General features: G+C 55.5%; 9 protein-coding genes. 5 read left to right on the forward strand and 4 right to left on the reverse strand.

Going from position 1 to position 13,669, the window contains the following annotated elements:
• Positions 1 to 161: 161 nt before the first annotated feature.
• Positions 162 to 2,111: a hypothetical protein gene (locus tag AC5DDB_RS19670; protein ID WP_491741465.1), complete on the forward strand. Its 1,950-nt coding sequence runs from the start codon at positions 162 to 164 to the stop codon at positions 2,109 to 2,111.
• A gap of 106 nt (positions 2,112 to 2,217) precedes the next feature.
• On the opposite strand, the gene kdsA is transcribed toward AC5DDB_RS19670, so the two are convergent.
• On the reverse strand, positions 2,218 to 3,063 hold the full coding sequence (kdsA, locus tag AC5DDB_RS19675; protein WP_491741466.1) for a 3-deoxy-8-phosphooctulonate synthase: 846 nt from the start codon (positions 3,061 to 3,063) through the stop codon (positions 2,218 to 2,220).
• 246 nt (positions 3,064 to 3,309) lie between these two features.
• On the opposite strand from kdsA, the gene AC5DDB_RS19680 reads away from it, so the two are divergent.
• Complete coding sequence (locus AC5DDB_RS19680) at positions 3,310 to 5,436, forward strand: ABC transporter ATP-binding protein (RefSeq protein ID WP_491741467.1); 2,127 nt, start codon at positions 3,310 to 3,312, stop codon at positions 5,434 to 5,436.
• Positions 5,437 to 5,472: 36 nt separating this feature from the next.
• Here the strand turns inward: AC5DDB_RS19680 and AC5DDB_RS19685 are convergent, their stop codons facing one another.
• Positions 5,473 to 9,096 carry a PVC-type heme-binding CxxCH protein gene (locus AC5DDB_RS19685; RefSeq protein ID WP_491741468.1) on the reverse strand — a complete coding sequence of 1,208 codons (3,624 nt, stop codon included), beginning with the start codon at positions 9,094 to 9,096 and terminating at the stop codon, positions 5,473 to 5,475.
• A 188-nt stretch (positions 9,097 to 9,284) separates the two neighbouring features.
• Here AC5DDB_RS19685 and AC5DDB_RS19690 point away from each other — a divergent pair, with 188 nt between their 5' ends.
• From AC5DDB_RS19690 to AC5DDB_RS19700, 3 genes are all read left to right on the forward strand, one after another.
• On the forward strand, positions 9,285 to 10,301 hold the full coding sequence (locus AC5DDB_RS19690) for an NAD-dependent epimerase (protein ID WP_491741469.1): 1,017 nt from the start codon (positions 9,285 to 9,287) through the stop codon (positions 10,299 to 10,301).
• 68 nt (positions 10,302 to 10,369) lie between these two features.
• Entirely contained in the window at positions 10,370 to 11,083 is a 714-nt protein-coding gene (locus AC5DDB_RS19695; protein ID WP_491741470.1) for a hypothetical protein, read from the forward strand.
• A 32-nt stretch (positions 11,084 to 11,115) separates the two neighbouring features.
• Positions 11,116 to 11,625, forward strand: a complete 510-nt coding sequence (locus AC5DDB_RS19700) for an SUKH-3 domain-containing protein (protein WP_491741471.1) — start codon at positions 11,116 to 11,118, stop codon at positions 11,623 to 11,625.
• A gap of 12 nt (positions 11,626 to 11,637) precedes the next feature.
• Here AC5DDB_RS19700 and AC5DDB_RS19705 read toward each other — a convergent pair whose 3' ends face one another.
• Both AC5DDB_RS19705 and AC5DDB_RS19710 read right to left on the reverse strand, forming a co-directional pair.
• A complete protein-coding gene (locus AC5DDB_RS19705) occupies positions 11,638 to 11,907 on the reverse strand; it encodes a hypothetical protein (RefSeq protein WP_491741472.1) in 270 nt (89 codons plus the stop codon).
• A gap of 275 nt (positions 11,908 to 12,182) precedes the next feature.
• A complete protein-coding gene (locus AC5DDB_RS19710) occupies positions 12,183 to 13,532 on the reverse strand; it encodes a DUF1501 domain-containing protein (RefSeq protein WP_491741473.1) in 1,350 nt (449 codons plus the stop codon).
• Positions 13,533 to 13,669: the final 137 nt, after the last annotated feature.

Below are 13,669 nucleotides of genomic sequence, written 5' to 3' on the forward strand. Positions count from 1 at the left end.
CCAGCGAATCGGCAGGCGTGATACTGAGGACCGCCAAACCTGTCAATGTCAATCACTTCCGGGACGTGGCGAGCGTCGATTGCGGCGATGGTTTTTCCCTGATCAATTCGATACCATCGGGGCAAACTTACGTATGTCAGCAGTCAGCGAGGATGAGACAAATGGCTTCAGTCGGTTTGGTGGAAATGAACTTCCTCCTTATTTTATCCGGGTTCTTCGGCGGCGGCGGGATACTCGGCTTGCCTCCGGGTGAACGTGACATCCACTACGTGCAAGCCGCCCCTGAGAACGTGTTTCTCTACAATGAATGGAGTCCCCGCGGCGAGGGAACCGAAGGCGGAGCGGGCATCGACGGTTTCGTAGCCGACCCGGAAGTGAAGCTGTTCGCGGATTCCGTGCTCGAAGCCACACGGACCATGTTCGCCAACGACCCCGCCGGACTCACGGAGACGTTTGCCAAGTCCGTTCCCGAAATGTATCTATCACTACTCGGGAGTTCCGGCTGCTTCTACGTGGAGATGGACGCCGAGAAGGCCGCGGAATTGGCGGAGAATCCCCCTGAAATTCCACTCGGCATGCCACCGGGCATCATGATGGCAACCACATATCGTGCCACCGTGATCATCAACCCCGGCAAAGAGAAAGCCGACGCATTCGGCAAGACCATTGAATCCTTGCTGGGAATGATGCCCGGTTTGTTGCAAAAACCTGGTTTGGACCATCAAACGTTTCCCGTTCCGCTTCCGGGAGCCGAACTTACGCTGCATCGGCACGAGAACTATTTCATCCTCGGTTGGGGTGCCGGAACGATTGACCGGGCCGTCGCCGCCTTGGACGACAAAGTTGATAACGATACGAAATCCATCGCGGACAATCCCAAGTTCCAAGCGGCCATGAAGAAGATCGGCATGGAACGTTTGGCGAATGTCGTTTGGATGGATCTGGGCGGACTCTTGAAGCAGCAGGTCGAAAGTGCTGGCCAATCCGGCATGGTTTACACGCAGATGGCCAAGATTCTCGGCCTGGAGAATATCGGCACTTTCGCGCAAGCCGTCGGCGTGGTGGATGGACGCATCACACAAAAAGGTGCGGTTGTCACCGGAGGCGAAACCACTCGATTGTTAGCGGTTCTTGGTGGTCGGGCATTGACGGCCAAAGACTTCGGCCACATCCCCGCCGATGCGGATTTCTATCAAGCATGGTCTGTCGATTGGCCTAAAGTCCTTGCGGAACTGCAAACGGTCGTTGGGGATGCAGATCCAGTCGCTTTGGACGCCCTCAACGGCACGTTGAAACAGCTGGAAACCGAATTGGAACTATCGTTTGAGGACGATATCTTCCCGGCGATCGGTCAGGTGTGGAGTATTCACAGTTCCCCCGCAGGCGGTGGATTGCTCTTCACGAGCCCCGTTCTCACAGTCGACGTGCAAGACAAAGCCAAGGCCGAGAAAGTCTTCAAGCGGCTCATGGAGGTGTTGCAACTCGCTGTTCCCGGCCAAACCCAAGCGGGGCGTTGGGGCCGCGGCGTGTACCTCACAAAACATGAATTTCTTGGGAAGGATGTGCACTTCATCAACACGGTCGGTGATGACGTTCCCTTCGCACCAGCGTTCTGCTTGACGGATTCTCACATCGTGGTTTCGCTCAATCCGCAAGCCATCAAAGCTCATCTGCGTACCTCGAATAAGACGCGGAGCTTGGCGAGCACAATCGAGAAACGACTCGCTGACCATTCGGGCGAGGTGTTGAGTCTGGGATATGCGAAATCGGAAGGAGCAGCGCGAGCGTTCCTGTCGGTGGCCCCGTACATTTCCCAGCTCGTGTTTTCGGAAATCCAACGCGAAGGCGTTCCGATCGACACATTTTCCTGGCCGTCTGCCGCAGCGTTTCTGCCGTACTTGCAAGATGCCCGATCATACGCCGTACGAACCAAAAACGGCGTCATCTGGCATTCGGAGTCCGCATTACCGATTCCCGGCATGGCAACGGTCGCCCGACAGATGCCTATGTTTTTGGGCTTCAGCTACTTCAGTATGGTGCAACGACGGGCACGCTTTGCCCCCGTCCAAGAGGCCATTGAAGCCGACGCGATCCAGGAAGAAGAGTTTTAGGCGGTCGCAAGTCACGAAGTCATCGGTGTGCCACGGCTCTGTGAGCCGTGGTTTCCGTTTTGCCCCAGGGTTCGAATCCGACTCATCGTGCCATGACACCGGTTCTCTAGCTGGCGGCTTCGAATTCCAGCATGAGCCGGCGAACTTGCCGAAGCTGCCCGATTAAGCGGGCGGCGTCTTTCAGGAAGACTTGGTTCGGGCCATCGCTCTTGGCTTCGTCAGGGTTGGGGTGCGTCTCGAAGAAGACAGCATCACAACCACACGCAACAGCGGCACGAGCCAGCGGAAACACCATCTCGCGATTTCCACCGGTTGTTTTGCCGCCCGGTCGTTGCACACTATGTGTGGCATCGAAGCAAACCGGCGTGCCAAGTTCGTGCATCGTGGGAATGCACTGCATGTCGTTGACCAACCGCCCATAACCGAACGTGGTGCCACGTTCAGTCAGCATGATGTTCGAGTTCCCGCTTTCTTCGGTCTTGCGAACGACGTGCACCATGTCTTCCGGAGCCACGAACTGTGGCTTCTTGACGTTGACAACACCGCCACGCTTGGCCGTCGCTTCCGCAGCCGCCGAAACGAGATCGGTTTGCCGAGCCAGAAACGCGGGAATCTGAAGCACATCACAAACCGCTGCCACCGCTTCACACTGACTGGCTTCGTGAATGTCGGTCGTTACCGGCAGACCGAACTTTTCTTTCACCTTGCCAAGGATTTCCATGCCGCGTTCCAGACCTGGTCCGCGGAAACTGTGAATGCTCGTCCGGTTGGCTTTGTCGAAACTGGCTTTGAAGACCAACGGCACTTCCATCTGACTGGCCAATTCCGCCAGATGCCCCGCCGTCTCGAGGATCATTTCTTCGCTCTCGATCACACAGGGACCGGCGATGAACAACAATGGATGCCCCGGTCCGCACGGCGAACCGCCAATCATGATGGGGTTGTTCGGCATCGGGAATTCCTTTTCTCAAGTGGCGAATGAAGCCAAATCCGTAAATGTTTCACACTGCAACCAACCAAACGGAAATCTAGCCGGAAACGCAATCCAGGGGAAGAGGCAATCATCCGCTGCCCTGTCGAATCGCTCTAGACGCATCTTGGCAATTTGACTCTAATTCCGCGCGAACCGACCTGAGGAATCCCCTTTTCGCTTCCTCGTCCACTCAAAAATCCCTTAGTCTTTCGGGAAAAACGACCTGTGAGCAGTGCCACCCGAATCTTGGCTTACGTCATCCCCCACCGAGGAAAAATCGCGCTTTCCGTGTTGTTTGCGTTCCTGGTGGCGGTGCTGTGGAGCTTGAATCTTTCGGCCGCGTTTCCGTTAGTCAAACTTCTGCTGCAACAGCAAAGTTTGACCGAGTACGTCGAAACCAACATTGCCGAGGCCAATGCCGAATTGGACGAACGTCAGCGTCGCGTTGCGCACATCGACAAGCTCATCGCCAATCTCCCAGCGAACGCCGCAAGTTCGCCCGAACAAGTGGAACTTCTCCGCGAACAAGCGAAACAGCAGGCGCTTGCCAGCGAAGCATCGCGAACAGCGCTTTTGATGAACTGGCTGAAGACCTCGGTTCTGCCATGGCTGCCGAACGATCAATTCGCCATGCTCGCGATGCTGTTAGGGGTGGTTTTGTTTGCAACGGTCTTGAAAAGCATCTTTATCGTTGTGCAGGAAGTTCTAGTCGGTAGCATCGTGCAACTCACCGCAATGAGCATTCGCAAAGATTGCTTACGCAAAGTGCTGCACCTCGACTATCAAACCCTGTCCCACAACGGCACGAGCGATTTGATGTCGCGATTCACGTACGACATGAACGTGCTCACGCAAGGACTGACCCTACTCGGCGGGAAAGTCATTCGCGAACCGCTCAAAGCCATGGGCTGTATCGTCTTCGCGTTCCTCGTGAACTGGCGTCTTACGCTGATCTCCATGCTGTTCGTTCCGCTGGTCGGGCTGGTGTTTTACCGCATCGGTCGCAAACTGAAAGTCGCCAGTAAAAAGATGATGGAGAGCATGTCCAAGCTCTATAAAACGTTGGAAGAGACCTTCGATTCGCTGAAAGTCGTGATCGCATTCAACGGCGGACACAAGCACCGCGCTCGGTTCCATCGAGAGAACAAAGAGTATTACCGCAAAGCGATGAAACTCGTCCATTTTGACGCCCTGACGAGTCCGACGACGGAAATCATGGGGTTGTTCGCGGTATTCATTGCCTTGTTGCCTGGTGCGTATCTGGTGATGCGGGAAACCAAATCGATTTGGGGCGTTAACCTCGCGTCCGAACCGATGGACATGGCTCAACTCACCCTGCTCTATGTGTTACTCGCCGGGACTCTCGATCCGATTCGGAAACTGTCGACAGTCTACGCCAAACTGAAACGCTCGACTGCCGCTGCCGATCGCGTGTTCCACTTGATGGATCAAAAAACGCTCGTCAAGCAATCGCCGAAGGCTCAAAAAGCCCCTCGCCATACCCGCGAAATTCACTTCTCGGACGTCACCTTCAGTTACTATTGCAATGACGAAGCCGCGATCCGACCGCCAGTACTCAAGGATGTCGACTTGCGAGTGACGGCGGGGGATGTCGTTGTTGTCGTCGGCGAAAATGGGTCCGGCAAAAGCACATTGGTGAATTTGTTGCCGCGATACTATGACCCCGATCACGGTGCGGTACTCATTGATGGCATCGACATTCGTGACGTGCGATTGGCATCGCTTCGAGATCAAATCAGCGTCGTCACACAAGAAACGCTGCTGTTCGACGAAACGATTTACGAAAACATTCGCTACGGTCGTCCCAGTGCCAACCGAGACGAAGTCATCACCGCCGCGAAACAAGCGCACGCTTTCGACTTCATCAATGAACTGCCCGATGGTTTTGAAACCTGTGTGGGCGAAAAAGGTGGTCGGTTCTCTGGCGGTCAACGCCAACGTATTGCGTTGGCCCGAGCGATCCTCCGAGACCCAACGATTTTGATTCTCGACGAAGCCACTTCGGCCGTCGACGCTCAAAGCGAAAAACAAATTCATGCCGCTCTGCGGGAGTTCGCGGAAGGCCGCACCGTGTTCATGATTACGCACTCGGTCAGCCAAAGCATTCTCGATTTTGTCGACAAGATCGCGGTCATGGACCAAGGCCACCTGATCGCCTATGGTTCCCACGAATCGCTCATCGAGACATGCCCGGTGTATCGCAACTTGTATCGTGCTCAAACCGAGCAACGTCAAAGCAGCGACGCCACCCGGAACATCATTCCGCTTGCGTCCAAGAAAGCCAACGAAAAAACCGATCGAGCCGCACGCCCGACCGGTTCTGATGGATGACCTCAGTGTGGTCGTCAAAAAGACGATTTCGCTGCGTTACTCGGCTTGAAAGTCCTTGGCCTCGGTGAGTGTTGTCATGTATTCGACAACATCGACGAGGTCTTGTTCCGTCATGACTTTCTGTAAATCGGCGGGCATCAGCGACACTTCGTTCTTCTTCATGAACTCGACATCGTCCTTGCTGTAAGTCCGCGTGAGTGCGTTGATATCTTTAATCGAAACCGAATCTTCGGTTTCACTCGTCTTCAACCCGGTGACCTGCGTACCGTCCGTCATCAAGAGCGTGTACGACTCGTAGTTGTGACTGATCCCGGCGGACGGGAACAACACCGATTGGTACATTGCTTGTCGACTGAGCTTCTTGCCGATCTCGGAAAGATTCGGCCCGACCTCTTTACCGACGCCGTTGACGATGTGGCACTTCACACATGTGGCTTCCGTGTTGAACAGCACCCGTCCGCGTTTGGCGTCGCCGCGACGGGAGACGAGTTGCTCGATGGGCGGGAGCGGTTTGTTGTTCTTCGTCGGCGGTAGCGGGAAGAGCTCCTCGGCGGCACGTTTCACATGCGGAAACTGCGAGGCGTGCAACCCGGCGGCAGCGGCAGCGGTCAGTTTCTGATCGAGATTTCCAGCTTTCGCCAGTTCCACGATCCGTTCGGCTCCACCTTTGAACTGCGTCAGCCCGGAGACTGCCGCTCGACGAACCGCAAGTGCGGCCTTCTTGTCATTCATCGTTTGGGTCAGCAACTTCACCGCCCGGCCGTTGTTCGAATATCCCAAAGCCGTCGCGATTGCAGTCGCTTGCGGTGCATCAGAACTCGCGAGTGCTTTCTCCAATAGTTCGTTTTGCTCCGCATCCAAGAGCGCTCGCATGGCTTCGACACCGGCCTGATCCGCGGGGTTCTCGCGTGCGATTTGTAAGAGTCGCGGATACTGCTGCGACAATCCGAATTGCTTGGTCAACGCGACCACACGTTCGGGGTCTTCGATCTTCGCAACGACTTCGTTCAACATCGGCAGCAACTTCTCGCGTTGTTGCCCGGACAGTCCGCCGAGATGTTTCAACGACAATGCCGCGATCTGCGTTTGATCCGCATGATTGCCGGCAAGCAATCCCAAGAGCGTATCGGTTTTCAACTCCCGCTCGGCGGGGTCACGGTGGAAATCAAACGCACGGAAGTATTTCAACCGTTCGCTGTCGGATGTGTCTTCAGCGAGAATCGCGGTCGCCAACAACGGCAAGGCACTCGCGGATCGACTTCGCCAGATGATGTCTTTCTCGGCTTGCGAGAGTCCGGGTGACTTGCTGACGGCATCGGTTTTCAGCCAGGTTTCAAAGAACCGATCCCATTGCCCCTCCGCTCCGATCCCGAGGGCTTCAAGGTACCAACGATCGTTGCCGTCGTATTGGCTTGCCAGATCGGCCCACACTTCAGCGGCTTTTTCTGTCTCGTTGCCTCGCAAAGCAATGGCGGATTCACGTCGAACAGCGGGCGACGGGTCGCGACTCAAACCTTCCACCACTTTGGCCAGCAAACCTTCGGGACCATGTTCGCTGAGATACTCTCGCGGCGGTTCGGATACATATCGCTCCATGTCTGGCACCATCTCACGAATGGCTCGCAGGGCGACAATACGGATGTTCGGATCGGGATGATCCAACGAATTTGCCGCATGGAAGTAGCCGCGTCCTTCGATCTTCGATAGCAACCACAACGCCCGGGCTTGCATCCGCGGATCTTTGTTTCGAAGCAATTCCGTCAACGCCTTCTCGGCCTTCGTTCCCATCTTGTGGAGGGAAGTCCAAGCGAGATACCGAGCCGCCATGTTCGGGCTTTGCAACGCTTCGATCGCACCATCGAGACTTTCGAAGTCAAACTTCGGCGACTTGTATTCCATTTCCTTCGGAGTCAGGCGGAACAAGCGGCCTTTTTGAATATCAGCCATGCGGTGCCCGCCGACGCCAGGGTCGTACCAGTCCGCGACAATCAACGAACCGTCGGGAGCCACACACACATCCGAGGGACGGAACCACTTGTCCCGTGTGCCGGTGAGCATCGGAATGATGTCGGCCGTGTAACCGGCACCATCGACTTTCGCGGGATACGCCCGCACCACATTCGGACCGGCGTCACAGTGAATGATTTCTCCCTGATACCGCTTCGGCAGCAAATCGCCTTCGTACACACAGATGCCCGTGGGCGAACCCGCTCCGGTTTGCAACAAGTTCGGCACCACGCCGGGGTCGTTCAAATGCCAATGACGTTTGGGAATTTCCTCACTCCAACCGGTGCGTTCATCCCGCCAACCGGCTCCGGTGAATTCGTCTTTGTAGCCATAGTTGCCGAACTCCATGACGAAGTTAATCCGCACGCCGCGGTTGCCGTCGTCGTCGTTATCGCTCTGCCAAATGTTGCCGAAACTGTCGACAGCCAACTCCCAATTGTTGCGGAAGTTCCAGCCGAGCGTTTCAAATTCGCTCCCATCAAGATTGCAACGGAAGACCATTCCTTCCTGATACGGTTTGCGATGGTCGTGGACTTCTCGGCCGCTCATGTCGACTAAGACTTTGCCGTCTTTGTCGTGAATGCGTCGCCCGGCATTTCCAAAGTTGAAGTACAATTTCCCATCGGGCCCGAAGAGAAACGAGTGAATCCCGTGGTCGTGTTGTGTGCCGTCAATTTTGGTGAACAACACATCTTTGCGGTCGGCTTTCGAGTCGCCATCGTCATCGGTCAGCACGAACACGCTGTCCCCGGCGGACACAATCACTTGGTTCCCGAGCACACATACGCCATGAGCGGAATCAATGTCGCGACCTTGGTAGAAGGTGGTCGACTCGTCGGCTTTTCCATCGCCGTCGGTGTCTTCGAGAATCAGAATCCGGTCGCCTTCTTTCCGCTCGGGGGTGTCGTTGTTGCGAAACTGGCGATAGTTCACGACTTCGCAAACCCACACGCGGCCGAGATGATCGATGTCGATATTCGACGGGCTGAGCAACATCGGTTCGTGCGCGAACACGGTGGCAGTCAGATCGTCAGCAACATCCAACCCGTCGAGTGCTTCACCCGGAGGCAAATCCCCGCCGCTGGAATTCGCGGTTGAGGCCAACACACGTTGCGGCGGTTTTTCGGTGTAGACGAGGAACTGCACACTCGTGATTCCACCTTGGTCGGTGCCGCCGTTGTCCAGAGCACCGGTGGCTTGGAACTTCTTCGCCGGTTTCGGCAATTCGTAGTGAATAACGGAATTCGCATGCGTGCCGATGCCGTCTTCCAAATACACTCCCAAAACCTTTAGCGGTCGCCCTTCGGCATTCTTGCCGACGTTGACGTTCCCCCAACCGGTTTTCGCCGATTTCCATTTCAGTTCGGTAAGCTTGATTTCCTCACCATCGGCCAGCGTGACGCGTGGGTTGCCCCAGTCGGCCCAATCGCAAGAGTACCCATCGCCGCCGTCCGTCACCACCAAATACAAGTTCTTGGCGTTATTCAGGTCGATATCGATTTTCACCGCGTGACCGGGTGTCGACTCGTTAATCACTTTGCTTTTGAAAACCGGTTCAACGGCAGACGCCGACGAAATCGCCAAACCGAAAAACGCACCGGCCAACGCTGCATCACGCAGCCAGCGACCGAGACGCGGAGAAAATGAATGCATGAATTGTCTCTCCAGAGAATCTTAGGAGTGTGTGGGTTCCTACGAATGAATCTGGAAAAATGGTACGGCATTCATCAATCAAAGTGCAAACGTGCTACCCGAACGCCAAACCAGCATTGCACTCGAGCAGGAGATTCGGTCTACTCGCCATCGAAACTGCGAGTGTTCACTAGGGAGAGTGCGGAACGATGGCTGCTGAAAAATATCTTGTGACCGGAGCCGCGGGGTTCATTGGTTCTCAACTGAGTTTGCGACTGCTCGAAACCGGCAAAACGGTCGTCGGACTGGACAACATCAACGATTATTACGATGTCAGTCTCAAGCACGCTCGACTCGATCGACTCAAAGACCGTGAGAACTTTCGCTTCGTCAAAATGGACCTCGCCGACCGCGAACCGCTCACACAGTTATTCGCGGACGAGCAATTCGATGTCGTCGTGAACCTCGCTGCTCAAGCCGGCGTGCGATATTCGATTGAGAACCCGCATGCCTACGTCGATGCCAACCTCGTCGGCTTTGTGAACATTCTTGAAGGCTGTCGACATCATGGTGTGAAGCATCTCACGTATGCGTCGAGCAGTTCCGTGTACGGCGCGAACACCGAGATGCCGTTCTCGATCCATCACAATGTCGACCACCCGCTGAGTCTGTACGCCGCCACGAAAAAATCCAACGAACTGATGGCTCACTGTTACAGCCATCTCTACGGTTTGCCCACGACGGGTTTGCGGTTCTTCACGGTATACGGACCGTGGGGTCGGCCGGACATGGCGATGTTCCTGTTCACAAAGGCGATCCTTGCGGGCAAGCCGATCAACGTGTTCAATCACGGCCAAATGCGACGCGACTTTACGTATGTGGACGACATCGTCGAAGGTGTGCGACGGATCTCCGAACGCATCCCGACCGGAAATCCCGATTGGTCCGGTGACGCCCCGGACCCGGCGAGCAGTCGGGCACCGTATTACGTCTACAACATCGGCAATAATCAGCCGGTGGAGTTAATGCACGTCATCGCGACGCTCGAAGACTGTCTCGGGAAAAAAGCCGAGAAGAACATGATGCCGATGCAACCCGGCGACGTCCCCGCCACCTTCGCCGACATCGACGACCTCGCCAGAGACGTCGACTTCCGCCCCAGCACCCCCATCGAAACCGGCATCAAAAACTTCGTCGAGTGGTACCGCGAGTTCTATCAGGTCTGATTTTGGCAAAGGGCAAGAGACCAGGGACCAGAGCCGGAACTCGCGGTTTGAGATGAAAGGACTCAGACATGAATAGCACGATCGTGGGACTCATGGTGATTCACCTGCAGTTTCAGTACGGAGTGCAAATTCCTGTCGCTGAGTCTCATGACATGTATCCAGCTTTGAAAGCGTATCAAGATTCCACCGAGCAAAGATATCGCGTTGGTGGTTACGCTTTTGCGCACTTTAGTCCATGGCATCATGTGTATTCACCAGCGGCCGGAAAACTTTTCCCGGAACTTCGCTTCGCACGGGTCGGGTACGATGAACGACCAAACCCTGCAGCACCAGAACGATCTCATGGACTGGCTATGGGATTCGGAGTGACAATGGCTTGCGATGAGAACGGTAACGTCGTGCATCGCTCGTCACTTCACGGCAACAACGATACCTTTGCCGAATTGCTACTCAACCACCAAATCAAGATACAGACCAATCGCGATGCCGAACTCGTGTGGCACGCGTTCTGTGACATTAGTGGACGCCACTTCACGCACAAACAGCAACCGTTTGAGCGAATTAGCGATCGCGAGTGGCACCTTGGTCAGGGTAGCTATGAGGAAGGCGTCTCGTCCGGCCGCGACTTCCGAACGACCATGACCGTAACTTATTACACACGTGTCACGACCGATCCCAAAACCGGTCGCATCACGTCTTGGAAGAGTTGTAGCGACACATCGAACCGACGCACAATTTTGATTGATCCGGTTGAAGAAACGGAAGATACTCGTTCGGACTGACCTCGTGTCTCTAACGCCCAACGAAGACAGCCGTGTTCGAACTGCCATATGAAGTCCGCGAATGGTTTCTCGAATGTGATTGGACGCCGCATTACCGAGCGGCGGTTCCAGATTCCATTCCACGTGATCATCCGACTTACGACGTACTGGAGAACTTCGGCGGCATCACCCTACTCGAACGCAATTGCCCACTCGATGATGAGCCGATTCGGGAATTTACATTTCGCTCTTTTTCTCGGACGTTTGGTCACATTCAACTCTGGGCAGATCGACTTGAGACAACTCTGGTCGGCATTGCAGAGGAACACAATTGGCATGCAGAACTTTACATGGATTCCGAAGGCCGTTGTTTCTCAGATAGTTTGATCCATGATTGTTTTATGTTCTCTGGCGCATCAATCGAGGACATGCTCATCGGCGAACTGCAACAACGTCGTAAGCGTGCACTGCTACCACCACATATTGCCAGCGTTCGCATCTATGGCGAAGAAATCCAGCGAGGGGATCCGCGGATCTGGGACTACACGCAGCACATCCATTAAACCAAGTTCCGGCTAACCGTCAGTGGTACTGCGTTCGATGGCGATCATTTGAAGACCTTGACAGTAACGACAGTACCCCAGCGTGCGTTTGCCGACGGAGGCGGCTCCGATGCGGACGACGCCAGCTTCACTGGCATCACGGGTGGCATTGCAGGAGGTGCAGCGAAGTTGCCAACCGGGTGCATAACCATGCTGACCGCTCACCAGTGCAATGATGACGTGGACAACCAAGAACACACCGACGACAACCGGCAGCATCCAAAACTGCAGCAAAGATTCCATGCGAGCGCGCCTTAGAAACAGTAGCCGTAGGGGGCGTCGTGACACGATTTCCCATTCGTTAGCGTTTATGGGTGTCACTGCTGGCTTGTCCAGAAGTGTTGTTAGCGACTCCCGGATGGCTGGTCACTTGAACTGCTAGGCAAGCTCGCAGTGACACACAACTTCTTTACTGGTAATAGTTTGTGTTCCTTGCGATCTCACAAATTCGCAATTGTACACGACGTACCGCGTTTCAGTGCGGAATCGTCGTGCGTCACGATGCACCCTACGTTTGATTAGAACAACTCCTTGATCACGCTGCCGTGGTCGATCGCGGGGATCGGGCGGCCGGCGTGGTTGTTGAATGACAAGTTGGGATCGACGCCGAGAGCATGGAAGATGGTGTGATGGATGTCGCCGGGGCGTTTCGGGTTGTCTTGCGGGGCGGCACCGAGTCGGTCGGTCGAACCGACCAAGCGTCCGCCTTGAATTCCACCGCCACCGAGGAGGCAGAACATCGAGTTGCCCCAGTGATCGCGTCCGGGGGTACCGTTGCCGCTGCCGTCATTCATCCGAGGCGTCCGGCTGAACTCGCCACATAGCATCACCAGTGTCGAATCGAGCATGCCCCGCGTCGACAAGTCGTCGAACAACGCTGACACGAGCGCATCAATCCGAGGCAGATAGTTCTCGTAACCGGCTTGCAGGTTCCAGTGGTGATCCCAACCGCCGAAGTGGCAGGAGACGACCGTGGAACCGGCTTCGACTAACCGTCGTGCGAGCAGCGTGCTTTGTCCCCAGGTGTTGCGGCCGTACTTGTCACGGAGACGCGGGTCTTCGGAATCGATATCGAACGCCTTCCGTGCTGCGGGACCGGTGACCATTTCGAACGCGTTTTGCTCGAAGCGGTCCATCGCATCCATCATACCGCTGCGGTCGGTTTCCCGACGCAAGCCGTCGAACTGAGCCAACAAATGCCGACGGTCGCCGAGCCGATCGACGGTGATTCCATTGGGAATGTTGAGATTCTGCACCTGGAATTTCGGGCGGTTCGGATCGCTCTGGGTTTGGAACGGATCGTGTTGCACGCCGAGATAGTTGCCGCCGAAGTAACCGGGGCGGATGCCAATGCTCATGGCGTAGGGAATCGCTACGTTCGCGGGCACGCCGGGCTGTTTTGGCCCCCGCATTTTGCTGATGATCGAACCGAAGAACGGATACTTACCGGCGGTGTCGGCTCCACTGGCTCCGTCGCGTCCGGTCAGCATCCAATGCCCGCCGGTGAAGTGGTCGCCATTATCGTGATGCAGCGAACGCACGATGGAAAACTTGTCGGCGACATGTGCCTGCTTGGGGAACATCTCGGTGATGTCGAACCCGGAGACGTTCGTGCGAATCGGGTTCCAAATGCCGCGATACTCCGCCGGAGCTTCCGGTTTCATATCGTACATGTCCATGTGACTCGGACCGCCGTCGAGCCACAAGAGAATCAATGAGGTATCTTTTCGATTCCCACTGGCTTCCTTCGCCCGCAACAGGTTCGGCAACGACAGCGAACCGAGACCGGCTAAGCCGACTTGCAAGAAACTCCGGCGATTCCAACCATCGCAGTACGAATCCGTTCGACCAGCATCAATGCGGAGCATGGCAAGTGTCCTTTTGATTCCACTCCGAAGAGCAAGAAACACGTCGGCGACAATTCATCGGAACCCGCCGATACGTTCCCTATGGTATATTATGCAATTCCTGTGGTAAAGGATTAGTTCACCATCCGGGTCTGTTT

It is taken from the genome of Thalassoroseus sp. (assembly GCF_984380535.1).